The organism is Marivita cryptomonadis (assembly GCF_002115725.1).
GTDB lineage: Bacteria > Pseudomonadota > Alphaproteobacteria > Rhodobacterales > Rhodobacteraceae > Marivita > Marivita cryptomonadis.
Genome location: NZ_JFKD01000012.1, coordinates 92548 through 109711 on the forward strand (window position 1 = coordinate 92548; position 17164 = coordinate 109711).

The window sequence follows — 17164 nt, forward strand, 5'->3', positions numbered from 1 at the left end:
GGGATGATGGTCCGCGCAAGTCTAACAATCGCTGCGATTACCTTGTCAGGTATGGCTGTGGCACAAGAGGCCAATGTCACCATGGGACGTCAGATCGCCGAGGAATATTGCGCGACTTGTCATATGGTGGAACCCAGCGGCCCGTTCAAACAAGAGCCCCCCAGCTTTGCCGCTATTGCTGTCTACCGGTCACCCGAGCAGATCCGCGCGCGCATCATGCAACCGATCCATTCGGATATGCCACGCTATAGTGAGTACATGATCGGCGGCAATATTGACGACATGGTTGCCTATATCGCGTCACTCGAGGAATGAGCGCGGCGCAAAGTTCGCGCCGCGCCCGTCGGTCAAGCAATGGCCGGTGGGTCCAGTACGCCGATCACCTGGACAAGGAATTCACCCAGTTCGGGGTCGAGCGCCGTTTGATACTGGGTATCTATGGCAGCAAAGGCTTCGCTGATGCTGTCTTGCGTCCCATCGAACAGAGCCATTGCGGCTGTTGCATTGTCTACGTTCGACATCCCGAGATGTACGGCGAAATACGCGCCGATATCGACCTTGTTCTCTAGATACGCCCGGTCCAGCAATTGCTGATCGACAAAGGCCTGCCCCTCTTCCGGTTTCAATTCGGATTTGGCACCACGTAGAACCTCCAGAATGAACTGATCGCGCGACACGCCTCCTCCGTCCAGCAAACCAACCCAGAAGTCGATGCCCCCCTGATCCGGCGTGCGACCCAGTACGTTGTTATAGACCGATGTCGCGAATTCCGTGTTCGAGGTCCCATCGGGATAGGTTGCACGTGTCTCGGTTTGATCCACGAATAGCGACGCCATTGTCTCTAACGTGGTGCCATTGGCAAAGGCGGTGCCCCAGAAGTTCAACCCGACCGCATCCGGCGCACGGTTGAAATACGCGATGTAAAGCTCGATGAAGCTTTCGAAATCCTGCGCCGACAGGCTGGCCACACCACCAAATTGCTGGAGGTTGAACGGACCATCCTGTTCATCCACCGTGAAATCCAGAAACTCGATATTGATCAGGGTATCCGTGCCGTTCACATCCGGCCTGCGATCGACCAGCCGTGTTTCCCCCGGTTCAAGGACAAGCGTGTAGGCGAATTGCGGACCCGAGAAGATCGCCGTGTCGATACCCGGACCACCGTTCAGCACGTCGTTTCCGCCAAGACCGGTTACGGTGTCATTCCCGTCCAACGCACTCAGGGTTTCGCCCCCTGTGCCACCGGTCAGGAAATCGCGACCGTTTGTCGGTGACGTGCTGTCGGGGATCAGTTCGAGCGCCGCAATCGTGCTGCCGGTCAGCCCTGTGTCGAAGCCCTCAACCGTGCGGGGTGTCAGCCCGTTCTCGGCCAGTGTCACATTGCTGATCGGAAGCAGCGCAAGCCCTGCTGTGGGATCGTCGAATGTGACCAGCATATCGGTGCTCAAAGCAGGGATCGCTGTCGCCACCAATTGCGAATAGCTGGGCGGCAGATACGTGGTGTTGAAAAAATCTGCAACGCGGCTTCCCTGTGCGTTCAGATCAGCGATCACATCATTCGCCAGATTGATGAATTCAGCCGCGATTTTCGGTGTAGCGAAGGACGTCCCGAATTCCGTGCCCCAATCCGCACGGCTGACCACGCCGTCCCCGGCCATATCGACATTCGGCAAGCTTTCGAAGGACGACAGCATCAGCTCGCCGTTCCCGGCCACGTTCCAAGCGCCGACATTGATGACGTTCTGGTAGACACTGCCCCAATCGACACCGCCTTGGCCCGTATTCGCAGAAGCCTGGAAGATCGGCACCTCCAGCAGTTCGAAAAAGTCGAGCGTATTGAGTTCAGCTTCTTCGACTGTGTTCCCCCCCAAAGACACCGTCAACGCAGCGGGTAAATAGGTGATATCCGAGGCCGGATTGCTAGCCGCATCAAAGGTCTGAAGAAACTCGAAGACCACCGCGATCATCGCCGGTTCCGTGTAATCGACGCCATCAAAGGTCGTGGTGACATCTTGAAATGGCAACAGGAACTGACCGGTTTCAAGACCGACATCGATAGCGAGTATTTCTGTCATGGACGGGTCGATCAAGCGCTGTGTAATCGCTTCGATCACCCAATCTCCATGCGCTGGAATGTCTTGTGAAGCCTGCCCCACGCGCACGAAATCAAAATACGTCTGCGCAACCGCTTCCTGTCCGTTGAACTGAACGGTGGCTTCTTCCTTGAAGTCACGATCGCGCTCGAAACTGTATTCGAAATCATCAGGTGTGACCCGATAAAATCCCCCCGTGGGATCGGTCAGCGTGGTTTGGGTTTCATCAATCGTGCCCAACCCGTTCGACACATAGTCATAGAAAGTGACTTCGTCCAAAAAACCATAATCGAACAGGGTTACGTTCGAGTACTCGAAAACACGCTCGGTAAACTCGTCGAGCACAATAATCAGTGTTTTATCCATTGAACTTACCTTCCCCCAAAGATCGCATGACGCAACGTCAGCGACGGGATTCAGTTTGGCGAAACGCGGCTCTGCATCAACTATTTTTCAGTCCAATGCGTCCCGCAATACATGGAAAACGGCAAGCACTGCCGCGTTACGCGTCGACTGCACGCGGCAGACAACCTGAACCGGTAAAGAAGGAGGTTGTTAAAGTGGTGCCCAAGGCGAGACTCGAACTCGCACGCTGTTGCCAGCGGGGGATTTTGAATCCCCTGCGTCTACCATTCCGCCACTTGGGCCACGCGCAATCCCTACCCAAGCTCATTCCGCTCGTCCAGCGCAAAAACGCATTTCCATGCTGTGGACTTGACCCGTCCTGCGGCGCGTGATCTTAGCCCTGCAACCCGTTTCCGGAGCCGTTATGTTACAGCGTCTGTACCAGTGGACCATGTCGATGGCCGACCACCCTCGGGCCCTATGGGTGCTTGCTGTCGTGGCCTTTGTCGAAAGCTCGGTCTTTCCGATTCCCCCCGACGTATTGATGATCCCGATGATCCTTGCACGGCCCTCGCGGGCATGGGTGATCGCTTTGGTGGCCACGGTGTCGTCGGTGCTGGGTGGAATGCTGGGCTACGCGATTGGCTACTTCTTTTACGAGGCTTTGGGCGAGCCGATTCTGAGCGCGCTTGGAAAAGCCGATTCGATGGCGGAATTCAATGATCGCTTCAACGGCGTTGGCTTCTGGGCGGTGCTGATCGCGGGCGTGACGCCGTTCCCGTACAAGGTCATCACCATCATGTCGGGTTGGACGGCCATGCCTTTGACGACCTTCGTTGTCACATCCGTGATCGCGCGGGCCTTGCGCTTCTTTGTGGTAGCAGGTCTGTTGCGGGCATTCGGCGCACCGGTCAGAGCCTTTATTGAAAAGCGGTTGGGGCTGATGTTCACGCTGTTTGTCGTGGTTCTGCTTGGAGGCTTCTACATGGTAAGATTCCTGTGACACTGAACCGTCGAATGCTGATGCTACTTGCCGCAGGCGGATCGCTTGCCTTGATGCTGGGCGCTTTGGCATTTCAGCACATTGGTGGTCTGCCCCCCTGCAAGCTGTGTATCTGGCAGCGTTATCCCCATGTCGTGGCGATTGCGATTGGGGCGGTTGCACTGCGGTTCGGTAACGCAACGCTGGCTTGGTTGGGCGCACTGGCCGCATTCGCCACGGCCGCGGTCGGGGCCTATCACACCGGGGTCGAGCGCGGCTGGTGGGAAGGTCCGACCACCTGTACTGCGGGTCCTATCGGCGGGCTGTCGACGGATGAGCTGTTCGACCAGATCATGAGTGCACCCTTGGTGCGCTGTGACGAGGTGCCTTGGGAGATGTTCGGTCTGTCGATGGCCAGCTGGAACATGGTGATTTCACTGGTGCTGATGGCCCTGTGGATCGCGGCAGCACGCAAGCCTGCCTAGGCCCCGCTTTTCCGGGTCGACAGCAACAACGACGTTTCTGACTGAGATATCCCATCGAATTTGCGGATGCAGGACAGCACATCGTCCAGCGCTTCGAGCGTTTCAGTTCCAAGTTCTGCGATCACGTCCCAGCGCCCATTGGTGGAATGCAACGCCCGCACTTGCGGCAACGCCGTGAGCTGACGGATAACACGGTCCGTCCCGCGTCCTTCGATGCCGATCATCATCAATGCACGCACCGGATCGTGGGCCACGTCTTCCTTAAGGACAACGGTGAACCCCACCACATCCCCCGAGGCTTGTAAGCGATCCAGCCGCGATCGAACCGTGGCTCGGGATAGATTGAGCGTTGTGGCCAGGTCCGACACCGATGCACGGCCATTGTGGCGAAGGACTGAGATCAATCGTTTATCAGAGCTGTCCATTTCGATCCAACATCTTATCAAAGTGATCAATAGTATGTCAAATTGATCACTTTGACCAGTTCCTGGTTACCCGATCTGCATTCTATACACCGTTCAAATAGTATGAGGACAGGATTGATGCAGTCACAAAACATCGTATTGGTCGGCGCGCCGCTTGATTGTGGTAAGGCCAGCAAAGGCTGCCTGATGGGCCCCGACGCCTACCGCACAGCCGGGATCGCGAGCGCCTTGACCGCACTTGGGCACCGCGTCACCGATCTGGGCAATGTCGCGCCGGATGCCAACGACATCGCCGAACGGGACGGTTTGGTGAACCTGTCGGAAACCATCGGCTGGACCACGGCTTTGATGCGCACGGCGCAGGATGCGATGCAGCAAGGTTTGCCGATCTTTCTGGGTGGCGATCACGCGCTGTCTCTGGGCACCGTGCCCGGCGTTGCGGCGCATGCAGAAGCCGAGGACCGTCCGCAATTCGTGCTGTGGCTGGATGCGCATAGCGATTTCAACACGCTTGAAACCACAGCCTCAGGCAACCTGCATGGCACACCGCTGGCTTATGCTACGGGGCAAGGCGGGTTTGACGGCTTCCCTGCCCTGCCCGCCACCGTGCCGCCCAGCCAAACCTGCATCATCGGGTTACGCTCGGTCGATCTGCCAGAACGCGACCTGATGGCTGGCACAGGTGTGCGCGGCTACGACATGCGGGCCATTGACGAATCCGGTGTGGCTGCCTTGCTCAAGCCGTTCTTGGCGGATGTCGCCAAGGCGGGCGGCGCGCTGCATGTGTCGTTGGATGTGGACTTTATCGACCCGGCCTATGCGCCTGCCGTGGGCACCACGGTGCCCGGCGGCGCCACGGTGCGAGAGGCACATCTGGTGATGGAAATGCTGTGCGACAGCGGGCTGATGACCTCGCTTGATCTGGTGGAACTGAACCCGATGCTCGACGAACGCGGGCGCACAGCGCAATTGATGGTCGATCTTGCCGCGTCCGCACTGGGCCGCCGCATCTTTGACCGCCCCACCCCGCGCATGATCTGAGGAGGTCTGAATGCAACCGTCAGACAAGGCTTTGGTGCCGTTTGTATCCGTCGACCACATGATGCAACTTGTGCATCGCGTGGGGCTGGCCGAAATGATCCGCCGTATCGCAGAGGCCATCGAAGAGGATTTCCGACGCTGGGAAAGTTTCGACAAAACGCCCCGCGTCGCCGCGCACAGCCCCGTAGGCGTGATCGAACTGATGCCCACCGCGAATGACACGCTTTACGCGTTCAAATACGTGAATGGGCATCCAAAAAACACATCCGAGGGGTTACAGACCGTGACGGCCTTTGGGCTGCTGGCGGATATGGATACGGGCTATCCGGTTCTTTTGTCCGAGATGACCCTGCTCACCGCGCTGCGCACCGCTGCGATGTCGGCTGTCGCCGCGAAGCACCTTGCCCCCGAAGGCGCGACCACAATGGCAATGATCGGCAATGGCGCGCAGGCGGAGTTTCAGAGCATCGCGATGCAGGCCATCTGCGGTATCACCACAGTGCGGCTTTACGACAAAGATCCCGACGCCACGGTCAAATGCGCGGCCAACCTTGCGGCTACGGGCCTTAGCGTCTTTGCCTGCAATAGCGCCGAAGAGGCCATCGAAGGCGCGCAAATCCTGACGACCTGCACCGCCGACAAACAATACGCGACCATCCTGACCGACAACATGGTCGGCAGCGGCGTGCATATCAACGCCATCGGCGGCGACTGCCCAGGCAAGACGGAACTGGCGGCAGCGATCCTGCATCGATCGTCGATTTTTGTGGAATACCCACCACAGACCCGCATTGAGGGCGAGATCCAGCAGTTGGACGCAGACCATCCGGTGACAGAGCTGTGGCAAGTGATCGCTGGCACGGCAGCCGGCCGCCGCGATGCGCGCGAAATCACACTGTTTGACAGCGTCGGTTTTGCCATTGAGGATTTCTCGGCCCTGCGAGTGGTGCATGACCTGACCCGCGAGACCGGGTTAAACCTGCCGTTGGACCTGCTGGCAGACCCGGACAATCCGCGGGATCTGTATGGTATGCTGATGCGCGCGGCTGGGTAAGCGCGGGACGGATTTTTGAAAATCCGTCCCAAGCCCTTTCGAAAGGGCTTGCCCGCCTAAAGGTAATCAGAGCGCTGCAAGCCGTACTTGGCCATCTTTTCGTTCAACGTCCGGCGTGGCAGGCACAGCTCGTCCATAACCGACGCAATCGACCCGCGATGGCGGCGCATGGTGTTGTCAATCAACATGCGTTCAAATGCTTCGACATATTCCTTGAGCGGCTTGCCTTCGGTGGTCATCACCGGCTGCATCTCGTCATGGTCGGACATCAGCAGCGATGCGATGGTGCCCGTTCCGCGCCGCGATTGCAGCACCGCGCGTTCCGCAAGGTTGATCAACTGTCGCACATTTCCGGGCCACGGCGCTTGCAGCAACTGTGCCGCTTCCTGCGCGCTGACCTGCGGGGCTTCACACCCATATTCATCCGCGAACTGGTCTGCCAAAGCGGTGAACAACGTCAGGATATCCTCACCCCGATTGCGCAGCGGCGGCGCAGTGATCTTGAGCGCGGCGAGGCGATAATAGAGGTCCGGGCGCAGCGCGTCTTCGCAGGTGCGCCCCTCGTCCTGCAGGTTGCAGATGGCGACAATGCGGGTTTCCGGCGGTGTGCCCTGATCGTTGATCATGGTCAGCAACCGCGCTTGTGCGGCGTCCGAGAGGGCCTCGATGTCTTCCAGCACCAGCGTGCCGCCTCGGGCCTCTTCGACCGCAGGCAAACGATTGTCCTCGGGCAACATCGGACCGAACAAGCGCTGGATCAACGTGTCCTGATCCATCGCCGCACACGAGATCAGAACGAATTTCTTTCCCGCCCGGCTGCCCACTGCGTGCAGCGCATGCGCCACCAATGTCTTGCCTGTGCCGGTTTCCCCGTCGATCAGCACATGCCCATCGGCCTGCCCCAAATCCAAGATGTCTTCGCGCAGCCGCTCCATTGCGGGGCTGGACCCGATCAGCTTGCGCATCATCTGGCTGCCATCGCCCAACTCGCGACGCAGCGCCCGATTGTCGAGCGTCAGGCGGCGCGCGTTGGTGGCTTTCTTCGCCAAGTCCGACATGCGGTCCGGATTGAACGGCTTTTCGAGGAAATCGAAAGCCCCGATGCGCATCGCTTCGACCGCCATCGGCACATCGCCGTGGCCGGTGATCATGATGACAGGTAGCGCCGAATCCGATCCCATCAGCTTGCGCAACAGCTGGATGCCATCCATGCCCGGCATCTTGATGTCGGAAATCACGATGCCCGGATAATCCGCACCAAGCGTGCCAAGGGCCTCTTCGGCGCTGGCGAAGGTTTCGGTGTCATAGCCTGACAGTGCCAGCCATTGGCTGATCGACTGGCGCATGTCCTTTTCGTCGTCGACAATGGCAATCTTCATGGCTTTTCCCATAGGGGTCACTCCGCCGCCTGCGTTTGGTCGTTCAATATCGGCAACTGCATTTCGAACACCGCGCCACCACCTTCAGCGTTGCGGGCCAGCAGCCGTCCCCCAAGGTCGTTGACGATCCCCGAGGAAATGGCAAGACCCAGCCCCACGCCATCACCCGGTTGCTTGGTGGTGTAGAACGGCTCGAACAGCGCATCGAGGTCTTCGATTCCGTGCCCGTTGTCCCGTATGGTGAGCGTCGCGGTCTCACCACTGGCGAGAATGATCTCAAGCTGCGGGTCGGAGACCGTCTTGGTGGCATCCAGCGCGTTACGCAGGAGGTTGATCATCACCTGTTCAATCCGCATCCGGTCGCCCATCACCAACACCCTGTCTTCGGGCAGGATCTTGGTGATCTTGACCTTACGAGATTTCAGCTGGGGCTCCATCATAGACAGGCTGGAGGCCAGCGCATCGCCCATATTCACTGGGGAAAATGCCTCTTGCCCCTTGCGTGCGTAGCTTTTGAGCTGGCGCGTGATGCCCCCCATGCGTTCAATCAGATCGTCGATCCGACTAAACGCGGCCTGCGCCTCCTCGGTTCGGTTGCGGCGCATCAACAGTTTGGCGCCCGCCAGGTAGGTCTTCATCGCGGCCAAGGGTTGGTTCAGTTCGTGACTGACCGCGGCCGACATCTCGCCCAAAGCGGCGAGTTTGGAGCTCTGAGCGAGCGTCTGTTCGGCCACAGCCAGCGTTTCCTGTACCCGTTCGCGTTCGGCGATTTCCCGCTGCAGCCTCTGGTTCAATGCGCGAAGCTCTGCCGACTCGCGCTGGAAAAGAGCCATGCGCAACGCCGTCTTGCGGCTGAGCGCATAGAAGGCCAGCGCCAGCAGAATCGCGAATCCCATGATTTCGAGCGCCAGCACCGCGTTGACCCGTTCGCGCACGCTGGAATAGGTGGTGAAAGACACCATGTTCCAGCCGCGGAACGGGATACGGCCCTCGATGCGCATCACCGCCTCACCCTGAAAATAGGCATCCGCAGGCAGCGCGGTCCAATCCGCGGTGGCGCGGATCGCGCGTTCGATAGCACTGTCTGCGGGTTCGCGTTCCAGCGCAGTGGCCACGGTCTGTCCACGCCATCGCGGCTCGGTGGCAAGGATGATTTCGCCCTCGCTGTTGGTCACGAGCACCGCATCGGAAATCCCCGCCCAAGCGCGTTCGAACTTGGCAAGATCGACCTCGACCACAATCACGCCGATGGATTGGCCCTGACTTTCGATGCGGCGGGAATAGCTGAAATTGTAGCTGCCCACCTCTTGGCGCTGCGAGGTAAAGACCGTGGCATTGGACCGAAGCGCTTCGACAAAATAGCCCGCACTGCGGTGCTGTTCGCCAAGGCGTTCGCGACTGGTTGCCGCCACGGTACGGCCATCGCGGTCGAGCAGCATCAAAGAGGCCGCTCCGATCTCATCCACAAACGAAATCAGACGTTGCGAACTTTGAGAGAAATCGCCGGAATTCAACGCCCCGATCAGCGCGGGGTCCCGGGCCAGAAGCTGCGGCACGATCGCATTGCGCCGCAACTCGGACACCAGGTTGCCGGAATAGAGCGCCAGTCGAAGTTCCGCGCGATTGCGGGTGCTTTCGGTGAATCGGTCAGTCAGAAAACGGTTGGTGACAAAGACAGTGGCGACCGCAACAGCGGTCAAAAGCATCAACGCAACACGTACCCTCCAGGACAGAGACCCTGTCCGGGTGGTGTCTCGCATCACTGAAGCGCGTTTGGCCATTGCGGCAGAATATGCAAATCCACACCGCCTCTCAAGCGGCGCCGCGTCACGGATGCGTCAACAGGCACTATACCGCCGCAAGCGCGCTCGCGATGCAGGTGAACATGGCTTTGCCGTCGGTGCCGCCATGCTTTTCATCAGCCGCCCGTTCTGGATGCGGCATCATGCCAAGCACACGCCGGTTGGATGACAGGATACCGGCGATGTCCGCAGTCGATCCGTTTGGATTATCGGCGTAGCGGAACGCGATACGATCTTCATCCGTAAGTCGCGCCACGACGTCGTCCGACGCGATGTAATTGCCATCGTGATGCGCGATCGGAATGTCGATCTGTTGGCCAACCTGATAGCCGCCTGTAAACACGCTCTCTGCTGTGCCCACAGTCAAAAGCTCTGTGCGACAAATGAACTTGAGACCAGCGTTGCGCAACAAGGCCCCCGGCAGCAGGCCGGTTTCGGTCAAGACCTGAAATCCATTGCAAATGCCCAGAACAAACCCACCACGGTCCGCATGCGCTTTGACCTCGGCACAGATCGGTGAGTTGGCGGCAATCGCGCCGCAACGCAGGTAGTCACCAAAGGAGAACCCGCCCGGAATGCCGATCAGGTCGATCCCTGATGGCAAAGTGGTGTCTTTGTGCCAGACCATTTCGACCTGACATCCGGCCTCGCGGAACGCCACGGCCAAGTCCCGGTCGCAGTTCGAACCCGGAAATACGATTACCGCCGCGCGCATCAGCTCATCTCGATCTGATAGCTTTCGATCACCGTGTTCGCGAGCAGCTTTTCACACATCTCGCGTACGGCGTCTTCGGTTGTGCCATCCGCCAGATCGAGTTCGATCACCTTGCCCTGACGCACCTTTTCAACGCCGGCAAACCCAAGTCCGCCAAGCGCGTGCCGCACCGCTTCGCCCTGCGGGTCCAGCACCCCATCCTTCAGCATCACATGCACCCGTGCTTTCATGATCGTCTCCGCCTTGTCCGGGGGCGCGACCGTCCCCCTTCTTCTTTTTCCAAATATGCAAATGCGACGCCCATCACGGGCACCGCGTCAGTTGATCAGCTTCGGCTTTTCCATCGGTGTCGCGTTCTGCGGCATCACACCCAGACGCCGGGCCACTTCCGTATAGGCATCGGCCAGATTGCCCAAATCGCGGCGGAACACATCCTTGTCGAGCTTGCGCCCGGTCTCGATGTCCCACAGACGGCAGCTGTCGGGGCTGATCTCGTCTGCCACGATGAGACGCTGGAAATCACCATCATAGACGCGGCCGATTTCGATCTTGAAATCTACCAGTTTGATTCCCACGCCGTACATCAAGCCTGACATGAAATCGTTGACCCGCAGCGCAAGGCTCAGGATGTCGTCCATGTCCTGCTGGCTGGCCCAGCCAAAGGCCGCGATATGCTCTTCGGTGACCAGCGGGTCGCCCAGCTTGTCGTCCTTGTAGCAATATTCGACAATCGGACGCGGCAACGGCGTGCCTTCTTCGATCCCCAGACGCTTGGCCATCGTGCCAGCGGCAAAATTGCGCACAATGACCTCAAGCGGGATGATTTCGCACTGGCGGACCAATTGCTCGCGCATGTTCAAACGCTTGAGAAAGTGGGTCGGGACTCCGATAGAGTTCAGCCCTACCATAAAGAACTCGCTCAGACGGTTGTTGAGCACGCCCTTGCCGTCGATCACATCGCGCTTTTCCGCGTTGAAGGCTGTCGCATCGTCCTTGAAATACTGGACAATCGTGCCCGGCTCGGGGCCTTCATACAGGATCTTGGCTTTGCCTTCGTAAATCTTCTTGCGACGGGCCATGTGGGGTCTTTCTATCAATGCGCCGGATGGCACGAAAAAGAAGTGCGCATCACCGTCCACACTTGCAAAAAACGGCTGCGGTTGAGTGCCTCTTAGTGCATGCCGGGTCGTGCCGCAAGCAACGCAACGACTTGAACCGCCCGTCGCGTCGGGCCATACCTAGACCAACAGGAAACACATCCCCGGGAGAGCACCCTCATGTCGACCTTCGATGATCGCGAAAACGCGTTTGAGAACAAATACGCACACGATGCGGAAATGCAGTTCAAAGCCGAGGCCCGCCGCAACAAATTGCTGGGTCTCTGGGCCGCTGATTTGATGGGCAAGTCCGGAGAAGCGGCCGCCGAATACGCCAAGGAAGTGGTCAAGGCGGATTTCGAGGAAGCCGGGCATGAAGACGTGGTTCGGAAAGTATCCGGCGACCTTGGCGGCAAGGCCAGCGACGACGAGATTCGCGCGAAAATGGCGGAACTGTTGATCCAAGCCAAAGCGCAGCTCATGAACGAGGTCTGATCCTTCGGATCAAGGCTACCACGCGCCCGCTTGTCGGGCGCGTTTTATTTTGTCCCAGTATAGTTCGAGGTCGCATGTCGCATATCGTTCTGGTCCGCCACGGACAGGCCAATACCGGCGCCCGCGACGAGGGTGACTACGACCGTTTGAGCCCGCTTGGCCACCAGCAATCGGGCTGGCTGGGCGACCATTTCCGCCAGAAAGGTGATGTCTTCGCCCATGTCTGGACCGGCACGCTACGCCGTCATGTAGAAACAGCGGATGGAATCGCCGCCGATACGACGGGCGACATCACGCGCGACGAACGGCTCAACGAGTTAGAGTATTTCACGCTCTCGCAGCTTTTGGCGGATCAGCACGGGATCACGCTGCCGAACAATCGCGAAGGATTTGTGCGCCATCTGCCCTGCCTGTTCGGTCATTGGCGGGACGGCAAGCTTGAGGGGGCGCCAGAAGCTTTTGACCATTTCGAGAACCGCGTACGCGATGCTTTGGACGAAATCAGCGCGCAGCCCGGCCGGTCGCTTGTGGTGACTTCAGGAGGGTTGATCGGGATGGCGATGCGTTTGACACTGGGATTGAACATGCCCGCCTTTTGTAACGTGTGCCTGTCCATTCAGAACACGTCGGTCAGTTCGTGGCTGCCGCTTGAAGGCCAACTGGCCCTCACCCAGTTCAACGCGCTACCGCATCTGGACACGCCGGAACGGCTTTTTGCCCAGACGCATATCTGACGCTGACTGTTGGAAATGAGCACGCTGACGCGCGCGCAGGTTATCTCAGTCCTCGCGCTGCGCGCTGCGGCCTCGGATTTGCCTCCGGCGGAGGTATTTTCGGCCCAAAGAAGCATGGGACAGGGCTTTTGTCCGCTGGTTGCGCTGGCTAGGGTGCACCGAGTCGGAATAAGGGGACGTGGATGACTCATCTGTGGGTGCGCGCAGAAAGTCGCGAAAACGAAGAGCGCGTGGGAGTATTGCCCGAGGGCGTCGAGGCCCTGTTGGCTGACGGCATTGAGGTGACTGTTGAAGACAGCCCCACACGCGTCATTCCAACGGCTGAATATGAAAAAGCCGGAGCCACAATTGCACCGGAAGGCAGTTGGATCAATGCGCCCGACGATGCGATTATTTTTGGGTTAAAAGAATTACCGGATAATGGAATAGCGCTGCGCCACCGGCACATCATGTTTGGTCACGCTTATAAAGGCCAGCCTGCGGGGCAGCGTTTGCTCGCCCGGTTCAAAGCGGGTGGCGGTGTTCTTTACGACCTAGAATATCTGGAAAACGTCGATGGCCGCCGGGTTGCTGCCTTCGGCTATTGGGCGGGATATGCAGGAGCGGCCGTGTCGATCCTCGCTTATGCGGCACAATTGGCAGGCGCGCCCTGCCCATCCGTCTGCACATGGCCGTCGTCCGAAGCGATGCGCGACGACGTGAAAACCGCACTCGCGGGAGCCACGCCGAATGCGATGGTAATCGGCGCGCTTGGGCGGGTCGGAACCGGGGCCAGTGACTTGTGCGAAGAGGTTGGATTGCCGGTAACCAAGTGGGATATGGCAGAAACAGCCCATGGCGGCCCTTTCCCGGAAGTGCTTGATCACACTCTGTTTTTCAATTGTATTCTGGCACGCCCCGGCACACCGGTCTTTGTGCCGTCCGACACGTGCGACAGGTCGCGCAATCTGCGGGTGATTGGCGATATAGCCTGCGATCCCGACAGCGATTTTTCTCCGATCAAGGTCTATGACCGCGTCACAAGCTGGGATGCGCCCGTCTTGCGGGTTTGTGATACACCACCGCTGGATGTGATGGCGATCGACAACCTGCCCTCATTGATGCCGCGCGAATCCTCCGAGGATTTCGCGGGCCAGCTTCTGGCGCATCTCAAGACCCTTGCCGAGATCGACCAAGGCGTCTGGGGGCGCGCAAAGGCCTATTTTGACACGCATATCCAGAAGGTGAAAGCATGACAGTTCATTGGTGTGGCACAGGTCTGTCTTCGGTTCCCGGCCTACGGCGGTTGATCCACGACAGGCAGTCTGTGACGGTATGGAACCGCACGGTCGAGAAAGCCCGCAAGGCGGTGGGTGACCTGATCGACGACATCCGAGTATTCGATCCGGCCGCCTTGGCCGGTGCGGTCAAACCCGGCGATGTGGTGGTGTCGATGCTTCCGGGGGACTGGCATGTGCAACTGGCACAGATGGCCATCGACCGGGGTGCGCATTTTGTGTCGTCCTCTTATATCGCGCCCGAGATGCGCGCGCTCGACAGTGCTGCCAAAATGGCCGGGGTGGCGCTGGTTAACGAGGTTGGGCTGGACCCGGGCATTGACCATCTGATGGCGCATCATCTGGTTGCAGATTACCGTAAGAGTGCCGCGTATGATGCTGAAAATATTATTTCTTTCAAATCCTACTGTGGTGGCGTCCCAAAGGTTGCCAATGCGTTTCGCTACAAGTTCAGCTGGGCGCCCGTGGGTGTTCTGAAAGCGTTGCGGTCGCCATCAAAGTCGATCCGACATTACACGGAACTGGAGGTCAAACGTCCTTGGGACGCGATCACACGCTACGACGCACCCTTGCCGCAGCCTGAGGCATTCGAGGTTTATCCAAATCGCGACAGCCTGCCGTTCATGGCGGATTACCGGTTCGAACCCACTTGGCAGGTCAAAGAATTCGTGCGCGGCACGCTGCGTCTGAACGGGTGGTCCGATGCTTGGGCGGATATCTTTTCTGAAGTTGGGACGGCGAGTGATGACCGGCTGGCCGAGATGGCGGCAGAGCTTCTGGAGCAGAACGCCTACGGCCCCGACGAGCCGGATCGCGTGGTGCTCTGCGTCGATCTGCTGGCCGAGAAAGACGGTCGCCCCGTGTGGCATAAGACGTATGTGATGGATGCGTGGGGCGATGCGCGCGGAACGGCGATGGCGCGGCTGGTGTCGGTGCCGGTGTCTTTGGCCATCGAAGCCGTGCTCAATCGCGAAATCCCGGCGGGGGTCAGCCCGGCGCCCCATGATCCTCGACTGGTAGAGCGTTGGTTGGAGGAAGTTCAGACGCTGGCGCAGCATCTTATGGTGGTGGACCATCTGAGCTAAGCAGCAAGGCGCTTTGAAGCGCCTTGCCAACAATTCAAAGCCCTTGAGTGGGCTTACTCGCCAAACACGCGGGCGAAGATCGTGTCGACATGTTTGGTGTGATAGCCAAGGTCGAATTTCTCTTCGATCTGCTCTGGGCTGAGCGCTTTGACCACATCCGGATCGTTCAGCAGCTCTTGTTTGAAATCGGTCCGGTGTTCCCAAACCTTCAACGCATTGCGCTGTACAAACGTATAGGCGTCTTCGCGGCTCACACCGGCTTGGGTCAGCGCAAGCAGAACCCGCTGCGACATCACCAGCCCCGGAAATTTGTTCATGTTGTCCAACATGTTGTCCGGAAAGATCAGCATCTTGTCGATCACACCAGTCAGTCGGGCCAAAGCAAAATCCAACGTGATTGTGGCATCAGGCCCAATCATTCGTTCAACCGACGAGTGCGAGATGTCGCGCTCATGCCAAAGTGCCACGTTCTCCATCGCCGGGATCACGGCAGCACGCACCATACGGGCAAGCCCCGTCAGGTTCTCAGTCAGGACAGGGTTCTTTTTGTGCGGCATGGCAGAAGACCCCTTCTGCCCCATCGAGAAAAACTCCGCCCCTTCAAGCACTTCGGTGCGCTGCATGTGGCGGATTTCGATGGCGACGTTCTCGATGCTGCTGGCGATTACTCCCAAGGTGGCAAAGAACGCCGCATGACGGTCGCGCGGGATCACCTGTGTGCTGATGGGTTCCGGCACGAGGCCCAGCTTGTCGCAGACATGTTCCTCCACCGCCGGGTCAATATTGGCAAAGGTACCGACGGCACCGGAAATCGCGCCTGTGGCGATCTCGGCGCGAGCATCGCGCATCCGGCTTAGGTTGCGGTCCATCTCGGCGTAAAAGCGGGCAAAGGTCAGGCCCATTGTCGTCGGCTCTGCATGGATGCCGTGTGACCGGCCGATGCGCACCGTATCTTTGTGCTCGTAGGCGCGGCGCTTGAGGGCTGCCAGCAAGTCTTCCAAATCCTTGATCAGGAGGTCGGACGCGCGGACAAGCTGCACGTTGAAACAGGTGTCGAGCACATCCGAAGATGTCATGCCCTGATGCACAAATCGCGCCTCTTCCGATCCGACATGTTCTGCCAGATGGGTCAGGAACGCGATCACATCGTGTTTGGTCACGGCTTCGATCTCGTCGATACGGGCGACATCGAACTCGACATCCTTGGCCTTCCAGACCGCTTCAGCGTTTTCGCGGGGGATCACACCCAGATCGGCCATCGCGTCGCACGCGTGGGCCTCGATCTCGTACCAGATGCGGAACTTGGTCGCGGGTTCCCAGATGGACACCATGTCAGGACGGGAATAACGGGGGATCATGAACGCGATCCTTTCATCGGTTGGCTTGCGGAAATTTGTCGCTCTCCTAGACTGCGGACCGGTGCGCGACAAGAGAGGCCAACCGGAATGAGACGCTTTGCCCTGACCGTACTGCACGGGCACCGGACGTGAAGACCCAAACCGCGCCACGGCTTGGCGATTTCGAAGGTGACTGGGCGTTGTCCCGGCGGATCGTCGATCATCTTGCCGGATCCATCGGTCACTTCGAGGGCACAGCGGTGTTCACACCCGATAGGTGTGGCCTTGCCTATCACGAAACAGGCCGCCTGTCGCTTCCCGGACACCCGCCAATGACAGCCGAACGTCGTTATCACTGGCGCGAAGAGGACGGGCAGTTGATCATCGAGTTTGACGACGGGCGGTTCTTTCACAGCTTCGGAAATACCACGCAAAGTGCGACCCATTGGTGTGATCCCGACACCTACCGCGTCTGTTATGACTTCAACGCTTGGCCTGTTTGGCAGAGCACATGGGACGTGTCCGGCCCGCGCAAAGCCTACGAAATGATCAACAGCTTTCGGCCTTTGGCGGGGTAGCGCCTTAACGTTTTGCCAAACGCGAAAGCCATGCTACCTTTTCACCACTGACAACAGGAGAATGACTGATGACCATCAAGACACTTCTGACGACCGCTGCCCTGACCCTTGCCTCGGCAACAGCCAGTTTTGCGGCATGCGGCGGACATGAGCAGGCGTCCATGACCTGTGCCACTGGCATGGTTTATGATGCGGACACCAACACCTGCAAAGTTGTGAGCGGCTAAGACCCCGTCTTCG

Annotated in this window: 19 protein-coding genes and 1 tRNA gene; 11 read left to right on the forward strand and 9 right to left on the reverse strand. The window is 58.9% G+C overall.

Annotation, left to right across the window (positions count from 1 at the left end; translation table 11 throughout):
- Positions 1-6 precede the first annotated feature (6 nt).
- Complete coding sequence (locus MCRY_RS14295) at positions 7-315, forward strand: c-type cytochrome (protein ID WP_171046101.1); 309 nt, start codon at positions 7-9, stop codon at positions 313-315.
- A 32-nt stretch (positions 316-347) separates the two neighbouring features.
- Here the strand turns inward: MCRY_RS14295 and MCRY_RS14300 are convergent, their stop codons facing one another.
- Positions 348-2459, reverse strand: a complete 2112-nt coding sequence (locus MCRY_RS14300; protein WP_085631050.1) for a DUF4214 domain-containing protein — start codon at positions 2457-2459, stop codon at positions 348-350.
- 195 nt (positions 2460-2654) lie between these two features.
- Positions 2655-2740: transfer RNA gene (locus MCRY_RS14305), tRNA-Leu, on the reverse strand.
- A gap of 122 nt (positions 2741-2862) precedes the next feature.
- Between MCRY_RS14305 and MCRY_RS14310 the strand changes: the two genes are divergently transcribed.
- Positions 2863-3441: a YqaA family protein gene (locus tag MCRY_RS14310; RefSeq protein ID WP_085631052.1), complete on the forward strand. Its 579-nt coding sequence runs from the start codon at positions 2863-2865 to the stop codon at positions 3439-3441.
- Between the two features lie 14 nt (positions 3442-3455).
- Positions 3456-3905, forward strand: coding sequence for a disulfide bond formation protein B (locus MCRY_RS14315; RefSeq protein ID WP_171046100.1), 450 nt, complete (start codon positions 3456-3458; stop codon positions 3903-3905).
- Here the strand turns inward: MCRY_RS14315 and MCRY_RS14320 are convergent.
- Positions 3902-4330 (reverse strand): Lrp/AsnC family transcriptional regulator, encoded by a 429-nt coding sequence (locus MCRY_RS14320; RefSeq protein WP_085631056.1) that lies wholly within the window; start codon positions 4328-4330, stop codon positions 3902-3904. The two genes, MCRY_RS14315 and MCRY_RS14320, sit on opposite strands and share 4 nt — an antisense overlap.
- 117 nt (positions 4331-4447) lie before the next feature.
- Here MCRY_RS14320 and rocF point away from each other — a divergent pair, with 117 nt between their 5' ends.
- Positions 4448-5371, forward strand: coding sequence for an arginase (gene rocF, locus MCRY_RS14325; protein ID WP_085631058.1), 924 nt, complete (start codon positions 4448-4450; stop codon positions 5369-5371).
- 10 nt (positions 5372-5381) lie between these two features.
- Entirely contained in the window at positions 5382-6425 is a 1044-nt protein-coding gene (locus MCRY_RS14330; RefSeq protein WP_085631060.1) for an ornithine cyclodeaminase, read from the forward strand.
- Positions 6426-6481: 56 nt separating this feature from the next.
- Here MCRY_RS14330 and MCRY_RS14335 read toward each other — a convergent pair whose 3' ends face one another.
- The 5 genes from MCRY_RS14335 to purC form a co-directional block, all read right to left on the reverse strand.
- On the reverse strand, positions 6482-7816 hold the full coding sequence (locus tag MCRY_RS14335) for a sigma-54-dependent transcriptional regulator (protein WP_085631062.1): 1335 nt from the start codon (positions 7814-7816) through the stop codon (positions 6482-6484).
- A 5-nt stretch (positions 7817-7821) separates the two neighbouring features.
- Positions 7822-9564, reverse strand: a complete 1743-nt coding sequence (locus tag MCRY_RS14340) for a sensor histidine kinase (protein WP_238939608.1) — start codon at positions 9562-9564, stop codon at positions 7822-7824.
- A gap of 88 nt (positions 9565-9652) precedes the next feature.
- Positions 9653-10321 (reverse strand): phosphoribosylformylglycinamidine synthase subunit PurQ, encoded by a 669-nt coding sequence (gene purQ / locus MCRY_RS14345; RefSeq protein WP_085631066.1) that lies wholly within the window; start codon positions 10319-10321, stop codon positions 9653-9655.
- A complete protein-coding gene (gene purS, locus MCRY_RS14350) occupies positions 10321-10551 on the reverse strand; it encodes a phosphoribosylformylglycinamidine synthase subunit PurS (protein ID WP_085631069.1) in 231 nt (76 codons plus the stop codon). Before purS ends, purQ begins: the two co-directional genes overlap by 1 nt.
- Positions 10552-10638: 87 nt before the next feature.
- Positions 10639-11400, reverse strand: a complete 762-nt coding sequence (purC, locus tag MCRY_RS14355; RefSeq protein WP_085631071.1) for a phosphoribosylaminoimidazolesuccinocarboxamide synthase — start codon at positions 11398-11400, stop codon at positions 10639-10641.
- 198 nt (positions 11401-11598) lie between these two features.
- Between purC and MCRY_RS14360 the strand changes: the two genes are divergently transcribed.
- The 4 genes from MCRY_RS14360 to MCRY_RS14375 all read left to right on the forward strand — a co-directional run bounded on the left by MCRY_RS14360 (position 11599) and on the right by MCRY_RS14375 (position 15009).
- Complete coding sequence (locus MCRY_RS14360; protein WP_085631073.1) at positions 11599-11913, forward strand: DUF1476 domain-containing protein; 315 nt, start codon at positions 11599-11601, stop codon at positions 11911-11913.
- Positions 11914-11987: 74 nt separating this feature from the next.
- Positions 11988-12647 carry a histidine phosphatase family protein gene (locus MCRY_RS14365; protein ID WP_085631075.1) on the forward strand — a complete coding sequence of 220 codons (660 nt, stop codon included), beginning with the start codon at positions 11988-11990 and terminating at the stop codon, positions 12645-12647.
- Positions 12648-12829: 182 nt separating this feature from the next.
- Complete coding sequence (locus tag MCRY_RS14370; protein WP_085631076.1) at positions 12830-13882, forward strand: saccharopine dehydrogenase; 1053 nt, start codon at positions 12830-12832, stop codon at positions 13880-13882.
- Positions 13879-15009, forward strand: a complete 1131-nt coding sequence (locus MCRY_RS14375) for a saccharopine dehydrogenase family protein (RefSeq protein ID WP_085631078.1) — start codon at positions 13879-13881, stop codon at positions 15007-15009. The genes MCRY_RS14370 and MCRY_RS14375 overlap by 4 nt, the downstream gene beginning before the upstream one ends.
- Before the next feature lie 53 nt (positions 15010-15062).
- On the opposite strand, the gene purB is transcribed toward MCRY_RS14375, so the two are convergent.
- Positions 15063-16367 carry an adenylosuccinate lyase gene (purB, locus tag MCRY_RS14380; RefSeq protein ID WP_085631080.1) on the reverse strand — a complete coding sequence of 435 codons (1305 nt, stop codon included), beginning with the start codon at positions 16365-16367 and terminating at the stop codon, positions 15063-15065.
- A 128-nt stretch (positions 16368-16495) separates the two neighbouring features.
- Here purB and MCRY_RS14385 point away from each other — a divergent pair, with 128 nt between their 5' ends.
- Positions 16496-16924: a DUF6314 family protein gene (locus tag MCRY_RS14385; RefSeq protein WP_085631082.1), complete on the forward strand. Its 429-nt coding sequence runs from the start codon at positions 16496-16498 to the stop codon at positions 16922-16924.
- A gap of 68 nt (positions 16925-16992) precedes the next feature.
- Complete coding sequence (locus MCRY_RS14390; RefSeq protein WP_085631084.1) at positions 16993-17151, forward strand: chitin-binding domain-containing protein; 159 nt, start codon at positions 16993-16995, stop codon at positions 17149-17151.
- Positions 17152-17164 lie beyond the last annotated feature (13 nt).